Origin of the sequence: Paenibacillus tundrae (assembly GCF_036884255.1) — a bacterium.
Lineage (GTDB): Bacteria > Bacillota > Bacilli > Paenibacillales > Paenibacillaceae > Paenibacillus.
In genome coordinates this window covers 2,459,511-2,480,228 of record NZ_CP145605.1, presented here as the reverse complement: position 1 = coordinate 2,480,228, position 20,718 = coordinate 2,459,511, and the positions used below count along the sequence as shown (strand labels likewise).

The following is a 20,718-nucleotide window of genomic DNA, read 5'->3' as shown; positions in this document are numbered from 1 at the left end:
TTCACTCCATTTATTTCACAGCTTGAACAAGTTTTGGCGCAATCTCCTGCAAAGGCAGGAGATGCCGTACGCATTGCAGCTCTACAGCAGAACGCGGCATTCCATATACAACACATGTTTCTTCATTCTCTGCAAACGTTGAAGTGACACCTGATTCGTATAATTTCTTCATCATACGAGCCCCGTCACTTCCCATCCCAGTCAGTAAGACCAAATGACGCTGCAGCGATGTGTGCGGCAAAAGAGATTCGAACATCGTATCGACTGATGGTCTGTGGCCATTAACCGGATGTTCCTCTGTAAGCTTCAGAATGAATTTGCCATCCGACGTTCTGTTTACTTTGATGTGATATCCGCCAGGAGCAATATACGCTGTTCCTTTTTTCAGAATCATTCCTTCTTCGGCTTCTACCACATGAAGTGGACTGAACGTATTTAATCGCTGGGCAAGTGATCTGGTGAAATTGGGTGGCATGTGCTGCACAATAATCACAGGAGCCGGAAGATCAGCAGGCAACTGCTCTAGCAACGTTTTGAGAGCCCTTGGCCCACCTGTTGAGCACCCAATCGCCACAAGCTTGTTAAATCCAACCTCTAAGGACGGTACACCTCTTTGCATAGGAGCTACTCGACTTTTTTCAGGTGTATTCCCCGATATAGACGTAGCAGCCACTTGGTCGGCTGCCACACGTTGAATACGTGCGGATCGGATTTCCTTAGACGGTGCAGCAGGCTTATTCGGTCTCAACTCTTTAATTTCTTTAGGTTCAAGCTTACGATCTGAACTCTTAGAAACCTCTGTCTTTTGATCCACACGTGCTGGCTTTTGACTCAGTAGCGGTGTGTTCTTCGGTATAACTTTGGATGGAACAGAGGGAGTTTGTTCACTGCTCGCTCGTTTTTCAAGTTTTGCAGGTTCTATTTTTTTCTGGTCAAGTTCCCTACGCGACGGCACAGCGGCTACATCCCGCTGTATTCGCTGAGATTGATTCATCAGGTTACCCTGAGCCTCCTCTCGTTTCTGCAGGGACGCCTCACGGTTCGCTTTTCGTTCAACTTCATTCATCGCTGCTCTCATACGCTCAACCAATGCTTTCCCTACCTGGGCAATATCTTGATCATGCGATATAGATGGCTTGCGAATAAAGTCAAATGCCCCGGCCTCCAGAGCCATAATGGTCTCTTTCATGCCTTGTTCATTAATACCCGATAACATAATAACTGGAACATAGGACTGCTTCATGATACCCTGCAATGCGTCAAGACCGTTCATCTCAGGCATTTCAACATCCATAGTTATAATATCGGGCTTTACATCCAGTGCTTTTTGGATAGCTTCTTTCCCGTTTGCTGCTGTTGCTGCCACCTTGAATTCCGAATCCGCTTCAATTAAATCTGAAACAATCTTACGCATAAAAGCGGAATCATCGACAACCAATACTTGATACACCGCCATGTTGTTCACCCCTGTTTCCTTTTTTCAGAAATCACGTTGTCTTCTTAAGCCACTTTCTCATAAATCCCCTGATTCCTGTCAAGGTTTCGGATCCGGTTGTAGCAGGTACAGCCAAATAACGAAGAGCAAGTCGCGTTATGTCTCTTGATGCCTTGGTATTTGGGAATGCTAGGCTAAAAGGCACCTGCCTTTTAACCGCCTTTACCACCTGGATATCTTCTGAGATGTACCCTAGAAGTGGGATATCCGTCTGCAAAAAACGCTTTGCTACTCCAGCTATCTTCTCTGCCACTCGCTGCGCCTCTTGTTCGTCTTCCACCCGGTTAACAATCATTCGAAAGGGTGTAGCATTTTCTTGGCCATGCATAACTTTAACTAAAGCATAAGCATCGGTTATTGAGGTCGGTTCAGGTGTGGTTACGATTAAGCATTCATCAGCAGCACCAATAAATTTCATATTTTCTCTTGAGAGTCCGGCTCCTGTATCAAAGATCACGTAATCCATTTCCTGGGCAATCTCTTCTACTTGTTGTGCAAAAAACTCAAGATCTCGGTCAGACAACGAAAACAACTCTTTCATTCCTGAACCACCTGCGATATATGGCAGGCCACCTGCACCAAGCTGGATAATTTCCTGAATGGATTTCTGCCGATACAATAAATGATACAGATTATAAGGAGAAGAAGTTCCCATCAATACATCAATATTAGCCATCCCTATATCTGCATCAAAAACGAGTACTTTCCTTCCTAAGGATTGCAAGGCCAGCGCAAAATTCAAAGTGAAATTTGATTTTCCAACTCCACCTTTTCCACTAGCAATGGTAATGATTTTGGAGGAACGTTTCGCCGAATCGACTCCGTTTATACCATCTCGGGAAGGAACCATGCTTCTGAGTGAGGCTGCCTGGTCTTTCATTGGGCTCGCTCTCCCAACAATTGTTTCGTGAGCGCGCTCGCCTCAGGTTTCAGCAGATCATCAGGAACATTTTGTCCATTCGTGACATACGCGAGTTTTAGCGGGAACTGATATAACAGGTTGAACATGGAGCCACAACTGCCTGTTTCGTCCATCTTCGTGAAGATTACCTTGTCCAGACCATATTTGCTAAAGTGTTCTGTGATCTGAACCATATCTGTACTTTTGGATGTCATGCTCATAACCAAAAAGGTTTCACTGTTCTCAACTGGAGCCAATAGGCTTTGTAACTCAGAAACTAGTAGCTCATTCCTATAATTTCTTCCGGCCGTGTCCATAAAGATCAGATCACATTCCTGTAGACGAGATATGGCTCGCTGAGTATCACCGGGAGATTGTACCACCTCAAGTGGAACATTCAAGATAGAAGCATACGTTCTAAGCTGTTCCACTGCCGATATCCGGTAAGTATCGGAAGTGATGAATCCAACTTTACGTTGGTTCTTAAACATCTGTTCGGCAGCCAACTTGGCAATCGTGGTTGTTTTCCCTACCCCCGTGGGTCCAGCTACATACACGATTCTAGTGGTAGGAAGAATACCTTCTACGATACGATCTTTCAAAAAATGAGTAATTTCTTGTTCGAGGGCATCATGAATGTTATCTTCATTCAACTCGTTCTCATTGATTTGCCGCTGTACAACTTCGATCCAAGATTCCGATACATCTGCCCAAACTTCTTGCGCGTTCAGACGATCTCTTACGAGGCGCAGTTGTTCTGGTAAATTGTCTTCCGCGATTCCTAGCTTGGATATCTTGGACATCATCTGTTTTAGGTCTTGCAGTTCAGACATCAGTTGTTGTTGATCTAAATTATTGCCCTGCTGTATAGAGGGAGAGCTTGAACCCGAAAAATCCGCCCCTTCCGGTCGCGGTTTATAATCGAGGTTCAAATCAGATTTGCTCTTATCTGTGTTTGAATCAAGCTGACTCGATTCAAACACAGGATTAGCATCCGCACGTTCTTCAGTTGACGAATGATCGGTTGATCTAGAAGCTGGCGCATCTGAAGCCTTATCAAACGTACGAGCTGTTTGACGATAGGCTTCAGGAACAAAGGCGCGCGGTACAGGTGCAAACTGAGGTTGAGCTTGCTTCTTCGCTTCTTTTTTCTCTTCCTTATCAACTGCAGCTACAACTTCAATCCTCTTTTTGCGAAACATACCGAGTACCCCGCCTACCTTAATCTCTTTGGTAGACAAGATAACGGCATCACTTCCCAAGTCTTTACGAATTTGAAGCATCGCTTCGGGCATGGTCTCAACAATGTATTGTTTTACTCTCATAAGTTCACCACCCCGACACTTTGGATTTCAACATTCGGTTCCAACTCGCTATAGGAAAGCACTGGTATGTCCTGCATAGTACGTTCAATCACTTGCCGCAAGTACATCCGAATCGTTGGAGATGTTAATACAACGGGTTGCTGACCTGACTGAATCAATCGATTCACCTGTTCTGTCAGCTTTTGATAGACACTCTGTGTAGAAACTGGATCTAACGCAAGGTAGCTACCTTGATCCGATTGTTGTACAGACTCTGCAATCTTTTTCTCCAAACCAGGCCCAACCGTGATGACTCTTAACGTCTCACCTTTTTGCGAGAACTGCTGCGTAATCTGACGTGAGAGCGATTGTCTGACATACTCGGTCAGAACGTCTGGATCTTTGGTATACGTACCATAATCGGCTAGTGTCTCGAAGATGGTAACCATGTCTCGTATGGATATTTTCTCGCGCAATAGTTTGGCAAGTACTTTTTGAACATCACCAATGGCTAGAACGGAAGGAATCAATTCATCCACAAGAGCGGCATAATTTTCTCTGAGATTATCCACAAGCGCTTTCGTTTCTTGTCTGCCCAGCAGTTCATGTGCATGTTTCTTAATCAATTCAGTCAGATGTGTTGCTACTACCGAAGGAGGATCAACAACCGTATAACCAGCCAGCTCTGCTCTATCTTTAGTCAGTTCATCAATCCACAAAGCCGGAAGTCCAAAAGCAGGCTCTGTCGTCTCAATACCGGTTACAGACTCTTCTTCATACCCTGGACTCATCGCTAAGTAATGATTCAAAAGCAGCTCACCGCCACCAACAACATTACCTTTGATTTTGATCACATATTCGTTAGGTCTTAATTGAATGTTGTCTCGAATACGAATGACAGGAACCACTAAACCAAGTTCAAGGGCACACTGTCTACGAATCATAATAATCCGATCCAACAAGTCTCCACCTTGCTGATTATCAGCAAGTGGAATCAATCCATACCCAAATTCGAACTCGATCGGATCCACTTGAAGAAGGTTAATCACACTCTCAGGGCTTCTAACTTCTTCGATCTGTTGCTCCTCCTCCAACTGCTCTTCGGCCACTTGCTTGGATTTCAGCGTATTCTGCATCTTCCAGGCGGTAAAAGCAAGTAAAACAGCTAAAGGTAATGTAGTAATAACATGAATTGGTGTGAAGAAGCCCAACATAGCAATGACAAAAGCTACAATATAAATGAGCGTCGGGTATGTAAATAATTGCCCCGTAATATCATCCGCAAGATTTCCTTCTGATGACGCTCGTGTAACAATCAGACCGGCAGCTGTTGAGATCAGAAGCGCTGGAATTTGACTTACCAGACCATCCCCGATGGTCAACACGGAGTAAGTAGAAAGTGCATCTGCAAAGGCCATTCCGTGTACTGTCATTCCGATAATAAATCCGCCAATGAGATTAATAATGAGGATAATGATACTCGCTATCGCATCCCCTTTAACGAATTTGCTTGCTCCATCCATAGCTCCGTAAAAGTCAGCTTCTCGTTCAATCTTAGTACGACGTTCACGGGCTTGTTGCTCGTTAATTAGACCAGCATTCAAATCCGCATCAATACTCATTTGTTTACCAGGCATCGCATCGAGAGTAAAACGAGCTGCAACCTCAGCTACACGCTCGGAACCCTTTGTGATAACGATAAACTGAACTACAACGAGGATCAGGAACACGATAAACCCTATTGCAATCTGTCCACCCGCAATCCAGCTACCGAAGGTCGCTACGACTGATCCCGCATCCCCTTCACCAAGAATCAATTTGGTTGTTGAGATGTTCAGCGCTAGTCGGAACAACGTTGTAATCAACAACATCGCCGGGAAGATCGAGAACTGGAGTGCTTCTTTGCTGTTCATTGCAACGAGCAAAATCATGAGCGCAATTGAAATGTTGATAACGAGTAGCATGTCCAACAACCAGGTTGGGATCGGGAGAATCATCATCAATACGATGCCGATGATACCCGCAAGGACAGCAATATCTTTAGTTTTCAATGAATGTACGGCCTCCGATCCCCTTTTATTTCGTTCTGCCCTTTAATTTATATACATAAGCCAGCACTTCAGCTACCGCTTGAAACAAATCAGCAGGTATGGCGTCTCCAATCTCAGCTCTCTGGAACAACGCCCGTGCCAGCGGCTTGTTTTCCATCGTAATGACGCCGTTTTCTTTGGCTATTTCTTTAATACGTAAGGCGACGTAGTCCTGACCTTTGGCAATGATCTGAGGTGCCTCCATCTCTGCCCCCTCATACTTCAGCGCAACCGCAAAGTGAGTTGGGTTTGTGATGATCACATCAGCATTCGGAACTTCCTGCATCATGCGCTGCATAGCCATACGACGTTGGCGCTCTCGAATTTTACCCTTGATCAGTGGGTCACCTTCCATTTTTTTGTACTCATCCTTGATGTCCTGTTTGGACATTCGGATGTTTTTCTCATAATCATATTTCTGATACATGTAGTCGAAAATCGCAAGAATCATAAGTGCAACTGCAATTTTGACACCTAAACTTAGTGTAATTGAAGCTGCAAAGTGTAAAATAGCATCCACAGAAAAATGTGAAAGTGAAGCAATGTCTGATTGGTAACTGATGATTGTGCTGTACACGAGATAACCTATAATCGACATTTTTAATACGGATTTAGCGAATTCCACTACTGAACGCAATGAGAAAATATTTTTGAAGCCTTTGATTGGATCAAGCTTTTCAAGCTTTGGCTTAAGCCCTTCTCCTACAAGTAGAAACCCAACCTGCATATAGTTTACGATTAGAGCAATAAGGGCAACCCCTAGCAACACAGGAGCAAGTAACAACATAACCTCGATGCCATAACGCATCATAAGCGCCATTACATTCTCACCAGTGAGTTGCATGCTTAGCCGGTTAATGAAAATATCCGTGAAAAGCCTAACCATGCGTTCCTTATAGAAGTCACTAAAAAACATAAAGATCAAAAAGGTGAACAGGAGAATCGCAGCACCGGATATCTCCATACTTTTGACGACCTGTCCCTTTTTACGTGTTTCCTGTCTCTTATTCGGTGTCGCCTTTTCCGTCTTTTCTCCTGCAAACAACTGGAGGTCGAGTTGATATTTCATTTGGGTCTTGTCCTCCATTTCACTCAGCCCGGCCTCTGTCCAATGGTCCCAAGCAATTTTTCCATGGATCTGAACATTACTTCGAACAATTGACTAAATACAAAGGAAAAACTCGGAACCAGTAAAAGCAAAATAGCAATCCCGACAAGTACCTTAAGCGGCATACCAACAGCAAATACGTTGAATTGAGGAGCTGTTTTGGCTAGAAAGCCTAAACCTACGTCTGTCAAGAACAAAGCAACGACAATCGGTGCAGACATCTGAAATGCAAGCATGAATGTCTCGCCTAACGTTCGTACTAAAAATTCTGCTATACTTCCATCTGCCAAACGAATAAAAAATGCATTGGATAATGGTATCCAACGATAACTGTATACGATCGCATCTAGCAAGTAGTGATGACCATTCATCGTCAGAAATAACAGCATGGCAAATGCGTACTTGAAGTTACCCGTAAGTGGTGCGGAAGCACCAGTCATTGGATCATAAACGTTCGCCATGGCAAATCCAATCTGAAAATCAATAAACGCTCCTGCTGTCTGTACAGCAGTCATAATAAGATACGCTACGAAGCCCAGCAACAGGCCTATGAGAATTTCTCTAATGACCAGTAGAATGTAACTTAGATCTGTAGGAACCTCCTGATTAATGCCATAGATCAAGTACACGGTTAACGTGACAAATGCCGAAATTCCAATTTTAAACGTGTTAGGCACATTTCGAGCTGAAAAGACAGGTGCCGTTACAAAAAATGATGCAATTCGACAAAACATAAGCAGGGCGACAGGATAACTTTGCAACAATGTCTCCATCTGCAAAAGCCTAACCTATATATCTGTATAAATTATCGAGTATGTTGTAGGTGAAGTCGACCAATATATTCAATATCCATGGTCCAAACAATAGTACTGCCAGTAATACGGCAACAATTTTTGGCACAAAAGCCAAGGTCTGTTCCTGAATCTGAGTTGTCGCTTGAAATATGCTGATCATTAGACCTACAACCAGAGCAAGTATAAGCATGGGTGCGCTGGCCAACAGTGCTGTATAAACTGCTTTCCCGGCCAGACCGATAATAAATTCCGAAGTCATGACCGTCCTCCTTTACTTTTCCGGCTCAAGTATTAAAACTCAGCAACAGTGACTTCACTACCAGATACCATCCATCCACGAGGACAAATAATAGTATTTTGAAAGGTAATGAGATCATAACCGGCGGAAGCATCATCATCCCCATAGCCATCAGTGTACTAGCTACAACAATGTCTATGACCAGAAACGGAATGAAAATCATAAATCCCATCTGAAATGCTGTCTTTAATTCACTGATTGCATATGCCGGCACCATAACAGTGAGCGGTATATCTTGATACGAACTAGGCTGTTCGGTTTGATTGTATTTCATAAAAAGCAATAGGTCCTTCTCCCTAGTGTGGGAGAACATAAATTTCTTTATCGGGTCTGCTGCCTTTTCCAATGCCTCAGTTTGCGTAATTTCTCCTTGAAGATAGGGCTGAAGTGCTACCTGATTAATCGAAGACAATGTCGGTGACATAATGAATAATGTCAAGAAGAGCGCTAACCCGACAAGCACCTGATTGGGTGGCATTTGCTGTGTCCCCAAGGAAGTTCGCACAAAACCAAGAACGATAACAATTCGGGTAAAACTGGTCATCAGTACCAGTAATGCCGGTGCGATACTCAGTACCGTAATTAATAGGATGAGCGATAATGAGCTTGTACTTGGTGCTCCCCCATCCCCATTTCCGATTTGAATATCAATATTCGGTATCGGTTCGGCAAAGGCGACTGTTACGGACGCCAGGCTGATCAGCCCCATCAAACAACATGCTAGCCAAATCTTTTTCTTCATGAATCCCTCTACCGATCTGTAGTATTGTCTTCTTCTTTAAGCAGCTTCTCCATCTTCTCTTTTCGGTTAGGCATCTGCCGAAGTTTGGATTCAAACAATTCGTGAAAAGAGGTTGTATCTTCTAGCTCTATTTCCCGTGGTGGTTCTTCTTTGCGGAAACGAGCAGCTAGCTTGTTGATGAGAGGCGAGAGGCTTCCATTTGATGCAGAAGCTTCTCGTTCAAACGAATCAATGATCCGCTGTGCCTCATCCAGATCAGAAATTTTATCTACAAGTTGAATATCCTCACCTACACCAAGTAGATAAACGTTACCGCCAATTTCAATAATCTGTAGTGATTTATTAGGCCCGAGCCCAACTCCGCCTAAAATCCGGACTGTGCCGTTACGAAACCACTGCTGATTCCGTTTATTGAGAAAACGAATCAAGTAGACGATAAGGGCTAGGATGACGGCCAGGACAACAATCACCCAAACAAGCTGCAAATAATAATTGGTACCCGCATATGGACTTCCATCCTGAGCCATCATCATATCTCTTACACGCCCAGTGTTTTGCTGATCGCTTCAATAACGCGGTCGGACTGGAATGGCTTAACGATGAAATCTTTGGCTCCCGCTTGAATTGCATCGATTACCATCGCTTGTTGGCCCATTGCAGAGCACATAATCACTTTGGCATTGCCATCAATTTTTTTGATTTCTTTCAGAGCTGCGATTCCATCCATCTCAGGCATGGTGATATCCATCGTGATCAGATCAGGACGAAGTTCCTTAAATTTCTCAATTGCTTGTGCTCCATCCTGAGCCTCGCCAACGACCTCATATCCGTTTTTGGACAAAATGTCCCGGATCATCATTCTCATAAATGCAGCGTCGTCCACGACTAAAATTCGGTTTGCCATCTTGATTCAAGTCCTCCCTAAATTGTGCTTATTGTAATTTCTGAATTCGGTCCCATTGGCTTACGATATCTATAACACGAACACCAAAGTTTTCGTCGATAACGACAACTTCTCCCTTGGCGATCAGCTTGTTATTAACCAAAATATCGACAGGTTCGCCGGCTAGTTTGTCAAGCTCGACAATTGAACCTTGTGATAGTTCCAATATATCCTTAATTTGCTTTTGGGTCCTTCCTAATTCTACGGTGACTTTAAGGGGAATGTCCATCAATAAATTCAAATTGTTTTCATCAACCTGACTGTATGCACCATTTTGCAAATTAGCAAACTGTACTGGCTGCACATTTACATTCCTATTCGGTACACCGCCGTAGTGCTGTGGTTCACCATAATGCGGCTGTGGCGGCATAGCATATGGTTGCTGTGGTGGCATTCCATACGGTTGCTGTGGCGGCATTCCCTGAGGCATTCCTTGCGGCATCCCCATTGGTGCTTGTCCATAACTGTTGTAATCCTGCGCTGGTGGCTGCGGTGCCGCCTGTGGTGGCATCTGCTGCTGTACCGGTGGTTGTGGTGGAGCTGCCGCCGGTGTCGGTGCCTGAGGCTCTGGCGTCTGTACAGGCTCTGGTGCTGCTGGAGCAGGTGTATTCGCTGTAGACTCTTGTGCACCGCCAATCAACAATTCAACCATGTGCTTCGCGAAATGAACAGGAAGCAATTGCATCAGATTGGAATCAATCAGATCACCAATCAACAACCGGAAGGATACTTGAATGAGAGTCTCATCTTCTGGAAGGTTGCTTACACCCTCACCACTTTCCATGTTGAGAATATCAATCCCTGGAGGAGAAATATTCACGAAACGATTAAATATCGTAGACATGGATGTAGCAGAAGAACCCATCATCTGATTCATAGCTTCCTGCACAGCGCTGATATGAATTTCATTCAATTCCTCATCTGCTGGATTGCCCTCGCCCCCAAGCATCAAGTCAGCAATAACTTGAGCATCGCGTTTTTTGATAACGAGCGAGTTAATTCCTTCGAATCCATCGACATAATTGACATGGACGGCAACATGAGGCTTAGGAAATGCTTCTTCAAACCGTGATCGGCTAATAACCGATACTTTAGGTGTCGTGATATCCACTTTGAGTCCCAACAAGGTGGACAAAGCTGTAGCTGCACTACCAAAAGTGATATTCCCAATTTCGCCCAGAGCATCTTGCTCCAGCTCGGTCAAAAAATCGTCAACCGTCTTCTCTGCTGGCTCAGAGCTGCTGATCGATTCAGATTGCCTGAGCAAAGCATCGATCTCATCCTGGGATAAATAATCCTTACTCGTCAAATTCTTCAACTCCTTCGGTGACAATCTCGTCTATTTGTATAGCCACACGGTCTTTAATCGTTCCCGGACTGCCCATATACTTCAGCCTGTCGCCAACTTTAATGGATAAGCCTTCCTCAACCGGTTTGTTTAACGTAATGACGTCCCCAACCGATAAACCCAAAAACTCTGAAATGGAAATTCTGGACTCTCCGAGTTCGGCGACCACTGGCAATTTAGCCTTATTGACACGTTCCCTGAGGGCTTCGTACTCTTCCGGAGCTCTGGTCTTTTTCTCGGAAACAAACCATTGATGCGTAGACAATCGTGACATAATGGGTTCAAGAACGACATGCGGGATACACAAATTGATCATGCCTGTTGTGTCACCGATTTTAGTGCTCAGTGAGATCAGTGCAATCGTTTCATTGGGTGATACAATTTGCATGAATTGCGGGTTAGTCTCCAACGCTTCCAACCTTGGTGAAATATCCAGCACCGTTTTCCATGCTTCCTGCAAGCTTTCAAATGCCCGGCTAAAGATCCGCTCCATAATGGTTGTCTCAATTTCAGTCATTGAAGCTATTTTGGCCGGTGCACTGCCCGTTCCACCAAGCAGTCGATCCAGCATTGCATAACCAACGTTTGGATGTACCTCCATAACCATGCGACCTTGCAAAGGCTCGGCCTCAAAGATATTTAATATGGTCATTTTTGGTATCGAACGGATAAATTCATCATAAGGCAATTGTTCAACCTGAACGACATTGATCTGAACGAACGTCCGCAGTTGGGCTGAAAAATAAGTGGTGAGAAAGCGTGCAAAGTTTTCGTGAATCCGGGTCAAACTTCGAATATGATCCTTTGAAAAGCGCACTGCCCGCTTAAAATCGTAAGATCTAATTTTCTTCTGAGTTTCTTCCTTTTTCAATTCCTCAGCATCCATCTCACCTGAGGAAAGTGCTGCTAATAGGGCATCAATCTCATTTTGTGATAATACATCCACCATGTTCTCACCCCCTTACAGGTTTACAGCGTGTTCTGTTCATATTACATAGGTACCATTAAGAAATCAGTGAAGCTAGTACTGCTCAGTTTCGGTTCTGGTAAGGCATTATTGATTAATTCTGTAAGCTTGGTGTTAAAATCAGAACGGCCTTTAGCTGTTTTTAATTCTTCTGGTTGTGTATCTGCTAGGGTCTGAATAATAATCGGTTTTACCGTAATTTCTTTGATCTTCTCAAATTCTTCTTTTGATTTAGCATCTGCTAGCTCAAAGGATAACTTCGCTTGTAAAATGTGATTTGTATCTGCTAGATTCGTTTTTATGTCTGTAATTTCTGATGTTACTTCGACAATCTCATCTGCAGTCTTCTTCTTTTCTACTACAGCAGCAGACTTATGTGCATCAGCGTTGTTCCCGTTCTGAGTTTGCATAAATACAAACACAACCACCGCAATGAGTGTTATAGCAAGCAGGCTCATTGCAATCCAGGGCATCATCTTTTTCATCAGGATTCCTCCGTTTGTTGCACTTTGATGGTGGCCGCCTGAACCCCAATTTCACGGTTGTATTCTTTAATTTTGGAAATGACTTCATCCGCCTTTTCCAGCACAATGAGTCTCTTTCCTGTGACAAGAGTTATATACGTATCTGGCGTCTCTTCAACGATCTCCACCATCAGCGCATTCAACCACATGGGAGAACCATTTAACCGCGTCACCGAAATCATGCTAAGCCCCCTTATTCGGCGTGGGGGAACCCACTCCCCCACACAATTAAAAAACTGCTAAACCGTCATTAACGTTTCAGGTTAACAACTTCTTGAAGCACTTCATCCGATGTGGTAATGATTCTTGAGTTGGCCTGGAATCCACGTTGAGCTACAATCATCTCTGTAAATTCACCTGTCAAGTCCACGTTAGACATTTCAAGCTGACCTGCGATAATCGCACCAGTTCCATCTTCAGCACTGTTGGCTGTTAAAGTTTCAAGTGCACCTTCAGGACTAGCGTTAGCTGTCATTCGGTAAAGGTTTCCACCGATTTTCTCCAAACCTTCAGGGTTAACTACTTTTCCTATCCCAATTTGAGTGTCGCCTTCGATAGTTCCGTCAGCCATTGTCTGGTTAATCATGCCGTTCTGTCCGATTGTAAATGAAACGACGTCATCACCAATTGTGATAATTTCACCTTCACTGTCTAATACAAAAAGCCCATCAGACGTAACTAGATTTCGAGCAGCATCTACATGGAAATCTCCTGCACGAGTCAGAAACGGAACTTCCTGCCCATCACCCATGGAAACTAGAAAGAATCCATCTCCATTAATGCGTAAATCAGTAGGGTTATTTGTTGTCATAGGACTTCCTGCCAAATGCAAAGTATCAATAGATCCTACAGATACACCCAAACCAATTTGCTTCGCATTAACACCACCATTTGCAGTATCATTCGGTGCAGTTACCCCAGATGTCGTTTGGCTCATAATATCTTTGAACATAACGCGGCTACCTTTAAAACCAACCGTATTAACGTTCGCAATATTATTACCGATAACATCTAGCTTTGTTTGAAAACCCCGCATCCCGGAAACGCCTGAGTACATTGATTTCAACATTTTAAAAAAGCCTCCCAGCCATAAATTGGTTTACCGCATCAATCGGTCAGCGGCATTCCGGCTCCCGAGAAGGGCCAGCCGGTTAAGATATAATGACAGCACTATCAATTTGAGTGAATACGTTGTTCTTCATACTTTCACTATCCATGGCAGTTACGACGGTGCGATTTTTGACATTAACGATAAAAGCTAGATCCTGCATCAAAATCAGAGACTCTTTGGCTCCCTTTGCAGCAGCCTTGTCTAGAGCAGTACCAATTTGTTGCATTTGCTCACTTTTCAGCTCGATGCCGCGTTGTTCCAATCTCTTAGCAGCGTGATTACTTAATTTCAGAAGATTATCTTCCAACACCTGGGCAAAGGGACGCTCTGGCATTGTGGATAAATCCCCCTGCTTGGATCGACTCAGCAAATTCGGTGTATTTATCCCTGTGTATAACTGCCCAACCGTTATTCGATCACTCATAACAAGTTCTCACTGTCATCCGCCCGCTCGGTTACTTCTGGATTAACTGGGCTTTCGTTTGTGTCTGACACGATATCCGTAGTGTTTTGAACCTGAGGTTCACTTTGCTCCGGCTGGTTCAGATCACTTGATTCTGGTTCCTTCGGATTGGTTACCTGAATAATCTCATCTAGTTTGATTTCGTCATTGCCCACTTTAGCGTACTGTACACCATCTCGAACAACGATTGAATCTACAATGCCCTGACGAAGCGTTCCGTTATCTGCTTTATTAGAAGAAAGCCAACTGATCTCTCGACCAATCATGCCAGATACAGCACCTAGGGATTGGTTCAAAGTCTTGAGTTGTGATGAAATGTTAACCAATTGTTCAACCGAACTGAACTGCGCCATCTGAGCGATAAACTCTTTATCCTCCATTGGCTGCATCGGATCTTGGTTCTGAAGCTGAGTAATCAAAATTTTGAGAAACTGATCCTTCCCTAACTCCTTTGTTGCAGCACTTGTCGTTGCTTTATTCGCTGCCGAGTAGTTAGGCCAGGTATTGTTGGTTGAAACGATTTCATTAGCCATATATTCACCTCATTTCTATTAAGCTTCTGCTGTAAACGAATCCCGTTTAAGCTCCTGACCCTCTACTTGCTCGCTGCGCCAGTTACGCAATTCTTCCTGGATCCCTGCTGCGGTTACAGCATCATCGGATGGCTCTTCACGCTCACGCGAACGACGTTGCTGCTGGGAGTTACTTCCCGGCTGACGTCCACCATCCTGATACATTTGAGATCCCAGTGAGCTGTTCTGTGTTACTTCAAGTCGTTCTACTTGAATTCCTTGAGCTTGAAGTGAACTACGCAGTTGCATCATCTGCTGTTCAAGCATATCTTTCGCCATGGTATGCTCCGTCATAAAACGAGCAACCAATTGTCCGTTCTGTAACGTGATCTGAACATCCAACTTACCTAAATGCTCCGGACGAAGTGAAATCGTCGCTTCAGAGAATCCATTCTTCTGAACAATATCCAACTTGTTCACAACGAATTGCGTCATTTCTTTAGCAAACTGTGATGCTTGCATAACAGGCTCCGCAGGTTTAGCTGCAGATGTACCCGAAGTACGCATAGATAACTCACCAGCTGTGATTACAGTCGAATGATCTAATTCTACATCTGGGCTCGCTGATACTGATGCATTCGTTCCTGTCTCCGTTGTCGCATGATTACCCTTACCTGCTACAGAAGCAATAAGAAGTTGAGAGATCACTGCATCTTGCTTATTCAGCGCTTGTCCTGTACTCGCTTGAGTAACTTGTACATTCTGTTCCTTCATGGCAACTAGCGTATCCACAATTGATTTCAAATCTGACCATCCCTTACTACCACTTAAATCCACGCCTGAGTTCTGTAAATGATTCTGTAGATTCTGAAGGAGATTCTTAAACTCACTCGTGTTTTTATTAAGGGTGCCATCTGGATTAACCAAGTTTGTCGCCATTTGTGTAAGAGCATCCTGCAACACAAAACGAGCTGCTGCCGGGTGTTCCGTCAGGTTGATAGCCGTTACGGCTTTCAATGCTTCTGGAGCCGCGTCGCTATCCGCCGCAGTTCCACTCTCTTGCTCTGTATCATCAGCGATCTGTGCGTACATCTGCTGAATGAGGGTCTGGAGTTCCGCAAGAAGTGATGGATCTTGCTCAATTGCATCATCTAAAGCTTCCAAGTCGCTGAACAAAGAATGAAGTATATCTGCTAAAGAGGTTTGCTCTCCTTCTTCGCTAGATACCAAAGCTATACCTAGTGGATTAACACTTAACATCCCAGATCCTGCCACATTACTTCCTTCTGTTGCTCCCCCATTCAAAGATGCTGCGAGGGTTTGCATAAATTCTCCCCCTGGTGCTGCAGTAGCTCCCTTTGCTTGGGTTCCTGTCGTTGAAGTCGTTGCCGTTGCTTTCGATGAGGATGCTGTAGTCATCTGATATACGATCGACATATGTTCTCACCTCCTTTCAAATGTTCAAACACATGTTAAAAAGATGATGCACCGATTACTTGTTTCCCATCAGTCTGTTTAAAATTTTGGCCGTTTCCACTGAATTCTCGGTGGACATATTCTCAAGCAGCTGTGAACGAGTGGCATCATCCACTGAGTTCAAAATGGTTAACGTTTTATCCGGACTGAGTTTGTATGTCTCGAGCAGTAATTTCGCACCACTCGAAGCTGACATACTAGCAAATGTTTGACTCAGTTGGTTTTTGTCTAGATTCTTCGAGGTAGTTGTAGCCGCTGCCGTTGTTGTTGCTTCTTTGTTCAATCTAGATTGCAGCGCATCAATGGCCAAATCACCAGATGGTTTGGCATCCTTCATCATCATGGTCACATCTGCAGCCGTTTTGGGATCCATCTTCTCAAGCACTCTAGTACGAGGTGTAGATTGCATTGCGCTGAGCAGGAGCACCATTTCTTCATTCGTCATGTTTTGCAGAATCGGTGCTGCTTTACTTGGACTCATGTCTGCGTACATTTTAGCCAAATCTTTGATTTGTTTTTGATAATCAGACTCTGACTCAGGAGTGGCTTGTGCAGCCGTTTCTGCAGCCTGCTCAGCTTCGTCTAATTTCTTTTGCAAATTGCTAGCTTTCTGTGTTTCTGTAGCCGTAGCATCCTTAGCTGCTTGAAGCTCCGTTTCCTTTGCAGCAACTTGAGATTTAAGCTTTTCGATTGTTGCTTCAGCACTTTCCACTTGCTTCTCGCTCTTCTCAAGCTTCTCTTTCTCTGGATCTGACACAGGCTCAGGTACCCAGTCCTTAACGACTGGAATTTTATTAGCAAAATCAAGCAAGTTATTGCGAATATCTACATTAAATAGGGTGAGCAGCACCCCAAGCAGTACAACGGTGAATACAATTGGAATGGAGATCATCAGAAACTTCTCCCAACCACCGCTTGACTCTTTTTCCATGTCCTCTGTGTCTCTTACAGCCATCGTTTATTCCTCCCTCACGAGGGCAACCTCGCTTCCAGACTTCTATTACATTGCCCGTCCGGCTTTTGCAGCGAAGCGTACAGTAGCCATCTCGTCCAGATCGTTCTGTTCACGGAGGAGCATCTCCTGCTGAAATTTGATCTTGGCCTTGTCTCTCGCTTCAAGCCATACTTTTTCGTCAACCATTTTGCCATTCAGAAACGTTTTATTCCGTTCTACATTGACCTGAGCATGCTTAACATCTGTATTTTTTCTACTAATACATTCATCTAGGTGATGAACATAACGTTGCATTTCTTGTAGAGAAGATACAGAAGCCGTGCTTTCCGTTGCCGTTTGGATCACTTGGATCAGCTCATTTTTATCATTCAAAAGTTGTAAAAGGTGCTCTTCTTCCGTCTGAAGTTTACCGATGGCTGTGGATAACATCCACTCCGCTTGTGTTTTCTCATTGCTCTTCAGGTCACAAACCTTCTGGAAATGATATCGAAATTTCATCGCTTACTCATTCATCTCCTTGCAAACTCAAGAATCAAACGTTCCTGTACTTCACTCAGTGTCACTTTTTCATCTACTTTTTGTTTGGTAAAATTCCAAATGTTATCAATCTGATCCATCGACTCGTCGATCGCAGCATTGGAACCTCTCTGATACGCTCCAATGTTAATTAAGTCCTCGGATTCTTTATAAACAGCCATTAATCGCTTCATATTATTCGTTGCTTCGATCTGCTCTTGAGGTGCAATGTCTTTCATGACACGGCTGATACTCGCAAGTACATCGATGGCTGGAAAATGACCTTTGTTCGCAATAGCACGGTTCAATACAATGTGACCATCCAGAATACCCCTCACGGCATCCGCAATCGGTTCATTCATATCATCACCATCAACAAGGACCGTGTAGAAGGCGGTAATTGAACCTGTTGGCCCCGTTCCTGCTCGCTCTAGCAATTTCGGAAGGCTAGCAAAAACAGATGGCGTATATCCTCTCATGGCAGGGGGTTCACCAACAGCGAGTCCAACTTCCCTTTGTGCCATTGCATAACGTGTCACAGAGTCCATCATCAGCATGACATTCATGCCTCTATCCCTGAAATACTCTGCAATCGTCGTCGCAATGACCGCTCCCTTAATCCGAATTAAGGCAGGTTGATCGGAGGTCGCTACGATCACGACAGATCGTTCTAATCCTTCTGGCCCTAGATCCCGTTCGATAAAGTCTCGAACTTCACGTCCCCGTTCACCTACAAGCGCAATTACATTCACGTCAGCAGCTGTATTCCGAGCAATCATACCCATTAAGGTACTCTTACCCACACCAGATCCTGCAAAAATCCCGACCCGCTGACCTTTACCAACAGTTAGCAGTCCATCAATGGCACGAACGCCAACTCCCATTGTCTCCAGTACTCTCGGTCGATCCATCGGATTGACGGGTGTATTCGAGGTGGAATACGTAGGCATTCTTGACGGTAGAAGTGAGCCATCGAGCGGCTGTCCCAAGCCGTCAAGCACTTTGCCAAGCAGTTCAGAACCCACTTGTACGCCAAGCGGTTTGCCCGTTCCTACAACATCACAACCTGGCCCGATCGACTGCAATTCTCCTAAAGGCATTAACAGTACTTTGTTATCTCTGAAGCCAACAACCTCTGCCTGAAGTGGCTTAGCTGATTTTCCAGGGTAGATGTAACATACGTCACCGATGCTTGCATCTGGCCCCTCAGATTCAACCATTAATCCGATAACCTGAGTCACTTTTCCGTTAACCCGGACAGGGTCAAAACCTTTTAAATGTTCCATATAACGCTGTGAACTAAGAACCTTCATGTTGATTTCTTCGCCCCTCATCCTCAAGTGCTAAACGGATCAGTTCCTTTTTAATCTCTGTTAATTGGGTATCAATACGGGCATCCACACTCCCGAAGGAAGAACGGATGACACATCCCTTGTCTTTGACGGTCGCATCAGGCAAAATCTGCAACTCAGCTTGCGAGTCAATTGCGAGCGATAACTCTTCCCGTGCTGCTTGCACAAAAGAGAACTGATCTGGTGATACACATAGCGTGATCATTCCTTGTTCCCGTTTACGCGACAGATTTTGACGAATTAATTCAAGCATTTGTTCTGGCTCCACAGTAAGTTGCATATCAATTACCTTCTCTGCAATACCGCATGCTAGATCAACCAGAAATGGTTCTGCTTCTTGAATAATCTGATCTTTAGCAACATAAGCCTCTTCAAGAACTTCACGAGCTTCTTTCATCATCTCTTCGATCTGCACTTGGAGATCCAGTTCAGCCTGTACTTTGCCTTCTTCAAACCCTTGCTGAAAGCCTTGTGATCGCATCGCTTCAGTAAGATGTTCATCCTGCATGCGTTGTTCCTGCCACCAGCTATCAATCTGCTCACGGGCTTCTTGAAGCAAACGTTCCGCCTCCTCAGAAGCTTCGCGCACCTGCTTTTCTGCAAACTCCTTCGCATCCTCCAGCATCTCTGCAGTGAGTCGTTGTGACTCCTCGTCTACACGTGCTTGCAGTTGCTCTGCTTCAGCACTTTCATCTCGTTCCACTTCGAATTCCGCTTCAGAATCTCCATAATGATGATGATTCTCTAGTCGTTTGCGGTCATCCACCGGAACATACTGGAAAGATTTAATCAAATTAGACAATGATATCATCTCCTCCACCACGAGCGATAATGATCTCACCAGCTTCTTCCAACCTACGGATTGTACCTACGATACGAGTCTGTGCTTCCTCCACATCACGCAATCGAACAGGCCCCATGAACTCCATCTCTTCCTTGAACGTTTCGGACATCCGTTTCGACATATTCCGGAACACCGCATCGCGTACTTCCTCGCTGGCCACTTTGAGTGCCAACTGCAAATCTGCGTTGTCGATATCGCGAATAATGCGTTGAATCGAACGGTCGTCGACGTTGACGATATCTTCGAAGACAAACATCCGTTTTTTGATTTCTTCGGCAAGCTCTGGATCTTGTATCTCGAGAGAATCCAAAATCGTACGCTCTGTACCACGGTCTACACCGTTCAAAATCTGTACGATTGACTCGATACCACCAGCATTTGTGTAATCCTGCGTAACGGTCGAAGACAATTTTTGCTCCAACACTCGTTCCACCTGTGCGATAACTTCTGGAGAAGTACTATCCATGACCGCAACTCTTCTCGCCACATCAGCTTGTTTTTCCTGTGGTAAAGAGGAAAGGATTGCTGCAGCTTGCTCAAATTGCAGATAGGAAAGCACCAAAGCAATCGTTTGCGGGCTCTCATTTTGAATAAAGTTCAAAATCTGATTCGGATCCGCTTTGCGAGCAAAGTCGAATGGTCTAACTTGTAGTGTGGCCGTTAAGCGATTAATGACTTCGAGAGCTTTCGAGGATCCCAGTGCTTTCTCGAGAATCTCTCTTGCATAGGTGATACCGCCTTGAGAAATGTATTCCTGAGCAAGGCAGATCTGATGAAATTCAGCCATAATCATGTCTTTTTCCGCGGCATCCACTTTACGAACGTTGGCAATTTCCAACGTCAGTTGTTCTATTTCCTCATCACGAAGATGTTTGAAGATTTGTGCCGATACCTCTGGACCAAGTGTGATGAGCAAAATTGCTGCTTTTTGTCTTCCGCTTAGTCCCTGATTGCTTGCCTTTGCCAATGCGTCCA

At 44.4% G+C, this 20,718-nt stretch carries 23 protein-coding genes; all 23 read right to left on the bottom strand.

Annotated elements, in window-relative coordinates:
• Window positions 1-10 precede the first annotated feature (10 nt).
• Window positions 11-1,456: a protein-glutamate methylesterase/protein-glutamine glutaminase gene (locus tag V6W81_RS11170; protein ID WP_338543196.1), complete on the bottom strand. Its 1,446-nt coding sequence runs from the start codon at window positions 1,454-1,456 to the stop codon at window positions 11-13.
• Window positions 1,457-1,487: 31 nt separating this feature from the next.
• The gene (locus V6W81_RS11165; protein WP_338543194.1) at window positions 1,488-2,375 is read right to left on the bottom strand and encodes a MinD/ParA family protein; all 888 of its coding nucleotides are present in this window, start codon (window positions 2,373-2,375) and stop codon (window positions 1,488-1,490) included.
• Complete coding sequence (flhF, locus tag V6W81_RS11160) at window positions 2,372-3,721, bottom strand: flagellar biosynthesis protein FlhF (protein WP_338543192.1); 1,350 nt, start codon at window positions 3,719-3,721, stop codon at window positions 2,372-2,374. Before flhF ends, V6W81_RS11165 begins: the two co-directional genes overlap by 4 nt.
• Window positions 3,718-5,751 (bottom strand): flagellar biosynthesis protein FlhA, encoded by a 2,034-nt coding sequence (flhA, locus tag V6W81_RS11155; protein ID WP_145046320.1) that lies wholly within the window; start codon window positions 5,749-5,751, stop codon window positions 3,718-3,720. Before flhA ends, flhF begins: the two co-directional genes overlap by 4 nt.
• 25 nt (window positions 5,752-5,776) lie before the next feature.
• Window positions 5,777-6,859 (bottom strand): flagellar biosynthesis protein FlhB, encoded by a 1,083-nt coding sequence (gene flhB / locus V6W81_RS11150; protein WP_338543190.1) that lies wholly within the window; start codon window positions 6,857-6,859, stop codon window positions 5,777-5,779.
• Between the two features lie 23 nt (window positions 6,860-6,882).
• Window positions 6,883-7,671, bottom strand: a complete 789-nt coding sequence (fliR, locus tag V6W81_RS11145) for a flagellar biosynthetic protein FliR (RefSeq protein ID WP_338543188.1) — start codon at window positions 7,669-7,671, stop codon at window positions 6,883-6,885.
• Between the two features lie 10 nt (window positions 7,672-7,681).
• Window positions 7,682-7,951, bottom strand: coding sequence for a flagellar biosynthesis protein FliQ (gene fliQ / locus V6W81_RS11140; protein WP_056700610.1), 270 nt, complete (start codon window positions 7,949-7,951; stop codon window positions 7,682-7,684).
• Between the two features lie 25 nt (window positions 7,952-7,976).
• Entirely contained in the window at window positions 7,977-8,732 is a 756-nt protein-coding gene (fliP, locus tag V6W81_RS11135) for a flagellar type III secretion system pore protein FliP (RefSeq protein ID WP_307214248.1), read from the bottom strand.
• Between the two features lie 8 nt (window positions 8,733-8,740).
• On the bottom strand, window positions 8,741-9,259 hold the full coding sequence (locus V6W81_RS11130; protein ID WP_430701347.1) for a flagellar biosynthetic protein FliO: 519 nt from the start codon (window positions 9,257-9,259) through the stop codon (window positions 8,741-8,743).
• Between the two features lie 11 nt (window positions 9,260-9,270).
• Window positions 9,271-9,636: a response regulator gene (locus V6W81_RS11125; protein ID WP_128101407.1), complete on the bottom strand. Its 366-nt coding sequence runs from the start codon at window positions 9,634-9,636 to the stop codon at window positions 9,271-9,273.
• 28 nt (window positions 9,637-9,664) lie between these two features.
• Window positions 9,665-10,984 carry a flagellar motor switch phosphatase FliY gene (gene fliY / locus V6W81_RS11120; protein WP_338543185.1) on the bottom strand — a complete coding sequence of 440 codons (1,320 nt, stop codon included), beginning with the start codon at window positions 10,982-10,984 and terminating at the stop codon, window positions 9,665-9,667.
• Entirely contained in the window at window positions 10,974-11,972 is a 999-nt protein-coding gene (gene fliM, locus V6W81_RS11115) for a flagellar motor switch protein FliM (protein ID WP_338543184.1), read from the bottom strand. The genes fliY and fliM overlap by 11 nt, the downstream gene beginning before the upstream one ends.
• A gap of 41 nt (window positions 11,973-12,013) precedes the next feature.
• Entirely contained in the window at window positions 12,014-12,475 is a 462-nt protein-coding gene (locus V6W81_RS11110; protein ID WP_056700598.1) for a flagellar basal body-associated FliL family protein, read from the bottom strand.
• On the bottom strand, window positions 12,475-12,696 hold the full coding sequence (locus V6W81_RS11105) for a flagellar FlbD family protein (RefSeq protein ID WP_056700597.1): 222 nt from the start codon (window positions 12,694-12,696) through the stop codon (window positions 12,475-12,477). The genes V6W81_RS11110 and V6W81_RS11105 overlap by 1 nt, the downstream gene beginning before the upstream one ends.
• Before the next feature lie 68 nt (window positions 12,697-12,764).
• On the bottom strand, window positions 12,765-13,583 hold the full coding sequence (gene flgG / locus V6W81_RS11100) for a flagellar basal body rod protein FlgG (protein ID WP_145046309.1): 819 nt from the start codon (window positions 13,581-13,583) through the stop codon (window positions 12,765-12,767).
• A gap of 82 nt (window positions 13,584-13,665) precedes the next feature.
• Window positions 13,666-14,049: a TIGR02530 family flagellar biosynthesis protein gene (locus V6W81_RS11095; RefSeq protein ID WP_239289526.1), complete on the bottom strand. Its 384-nt coding sequence runs from the start codon at window positions 14,047-14,049 to the stop codon at window positions 13,666-13,668.
• A complete protein-coding gene (locus tag V6W81_RS11090; protein WP_145046305.1) occupies window positions 14,046-14,621 on the bottom strand; it encodes a flagellar hook capping FlgD N-terminal domain-containing protein in 576 nt (191 codons plus the stop codon). The genes V6W81_RS11095 and V6W81_RS11090 overlap by 4 nt, the downstream gene beginning before the upstream one ends.
• Window positions 14,622-14,639: 18 nt before the next feature.
• Window positions 14,640-16,037 carry a flagellar hook-length control protein FliK gene (locus tag V6W81_RS11085; RefSeq protein ID WP_338543179.1) on the bottom strand — a complete coding sequence of 466 codons (1,398 nt, stop codon included), beginning with the start codon at window positions 16,035-16,037 and terminating at the stop codon, window positions 14,640-14,642.
• 55 nt (window positions 16,038-16,092) lie between these two features.
• On the bottom strand, window positions 16,093-17,031 hold the full coding sequence (locus V6W81_RS11080) for a MotE family protein (protein ID WP_338543177.1): 939 nt from the start codon (window positions 17,029-17,031) through the stop codon (window positions 16,093-16,095).
• 45 nt (window positions 17,032-17,076) lie between these two features.
• Entirely contained in the window at window positions 17,077-17,529 is a 453-nt protein-coding gene (gene fliJ / locus V6W81_RS11075) for a flagellar export protein FliJ (protein ID WP_056700584.1), read from the bottom strand.
• A gap of 11 nt (window positions 17,530-17,540) precedes the next feature.
• Window positions 17,541-18,860, bottom strand: coding sequence for a flagellar protein export ATPase FliI (gene fliI / locus V6W81_RS11070; RefSeq protein ID WP_128101398.1), 1,320 nt, complete (start codon window positions 18,858-18,860; stop codon window positions 17,541-17,543).
• The gene (locus V6W81_RS11065) at window positions 18,847-19,701 is read right to left on the bottom strand and encodes a FliH/SctL family protein (RefSeq protein ID WP_145046298.1); all 855 of its coding nucleotides are present in this window, start codon (window positions 19,699-19,701) and stop codon (window positions 18,847-18,849) included. Before V6W81_RS11065 ends, fliI begins: the two co-directional genes overlap by 14 nt.
• On the bottom strand, window positions 19,694-20,710 hold the full coding sequence (gene fliG, locus V6W81_RS11060; protein ID WP_056700579.1) for a flagellar motor switch protein FliG: 1,017 nt from the start codon (window positions 20,708-20,710) through the stop codon (window positions 19,694-19,696). Before fliG ends, V6W81_RS11065 begins: the two co-directional genes overlap by 8 nt.
• Between the last annotated feature and the right edge of the window lie 8 nt (window positions 20,711-20,718).

What these genes read in the sequence shown, in the direction of transcription:
- flgG (WP_145046309.1), bottom strand. Translation starts at nt 13,583, where the DNA reads ATGTTGAAATCAATGTACTCAGGCGTTTCCGGGATGCGGGGTTTTCAA.
- V6W81_RS11110 (WP_056700598.1), bottom strand. Translation starts at nt 12,475, where the DNA reads ATGAAAAAGATGATGCCCTGGATTGCAATGAGCCTGCTTGCTATAACA.
- V6W81_RS11080 (WP_338543177.1), bottom strand. Translation starts at nt 17,031, where the DNA reads ATGGCTGTAAGAGACACAGAGGACATGGAAAAAGAGTCAAGCGGTGGT.
- V6W81_RS11095 (WP_239289526.1), bottom strand. Translation starts at nt 14,049, where the DNA reads ATGAGTGATCGAATAACGGTTGGGCAGTTATACACAGGGATAAATACA.
- flhB (WP_338543190.1), bottom strand. Translation starts at nt 6,859, where the DNA reads ATGAAATATCAACTCGACCTCCAGTTGTTTGCAGGAGAAAAGACGGAA.
- fliI (WP_128101398.1), bottom strand. Translation starts at nt 18,860, where the DNA reads ATGAAGGTTCTTAGTTCACAGCGTTATATGGAACATTTAAAAGGTTTT.
- V6W81_RS11085 (WP_338543179.1), bottom strand. Translation starts at nt 16,037, where the DNA reads ATGTCGATCGTATATCAGATGACTACAGCATCCTCATCGAAAGCAACG.
- flhF (WP_338543192.1), bottom strand. Translation starts at nt 3,721, where the DNA reads ATGAGAGTAAAACAATACATTGTTGAGACCATGCCCGAAGCGATGCTT.
- V6W81_RS11165 (WP_338543194.1), bottom strand. Translation starts at nt 2,375, where the DNA reads ATGAAAGACCAGGCAGCCTCACTCAGAAGCATGGTTCCTTCCCGAGAT.
- V6W81_RS11125 (WP_128101407.1), bottom strand. Translation starts at nt 9,636, where the DNA reads ATGGCAAACCGAATTTTAGTCGTGGACGACGCTGCATTTATGAGAATG.
- fliR (WP_338543188.1), bottom strand. Translation starts at nt 7,671, where the DNA reads ATGGAGACATTGTTGCAAAGTTATCCTGTCGCCCTGCTTATGTTTTGT.
- fliQ (WP_056700610.1), bottom strand. Translation starts at nt 7,951, where the DNA reads ATGACTTCGGAATTTATTATCGGTCTGGCCGGGAAAGCAGTTTATACA.
- fliM (WP_338543184.1), bottom strand. Translation starts at nt 11,972, where the DNA reads ATGGTGGATGTATTATCACAAAATGAGATTGATGCCCTATTAGCAGCA.
- V6W81_RS11105 (WP_056700597.1), bottom strand. Translation starts at nt 12,696, where the DNA reads ATGATTTCGGTGACGCGGTTAAATGGTTCTCCCATGTGGTTGAATGCG.
- V6W81_RS11170 (WP_338543196.1), bottom strand. Translation starts at nt 1,456, where the DNA reads ATGGCGGTGTATCAAGTATTGGTTGTCGATGATTCCGCTTTTATGCGT.
- V6W81_RS11090 (WP_145046305.1), bottom strand. Translation starts at nt 14,621, where the DNA reads ATGGCTAATGAAATCGTTTCAACCAACAATACCTGGCCTAACTACTCG.
- fliJ (WP_056700584.1), bottom strand. Translation starts at nt 17,529, where the DNA reads ATGAAATTTCGATATCATTTCCAGAAGGTTTGTGACCTGAAGAGCAAT.
- fliP (WP_307214248.1), bottom strand. Translation starts at nt 8,732, where the DNA reads ATGAAGAAAAAGATTTGGCTAGCATGTTGTTTGATGGGGCTGATCAGC.
- V6W81_RS11130 (WP_430701347.1), bottom strand. Translation starts at nt 9,259, where the DNA reads ATGGCTCAGGATGGAAGTCCATATGCGGGTACCAATTATTATTTGCAG.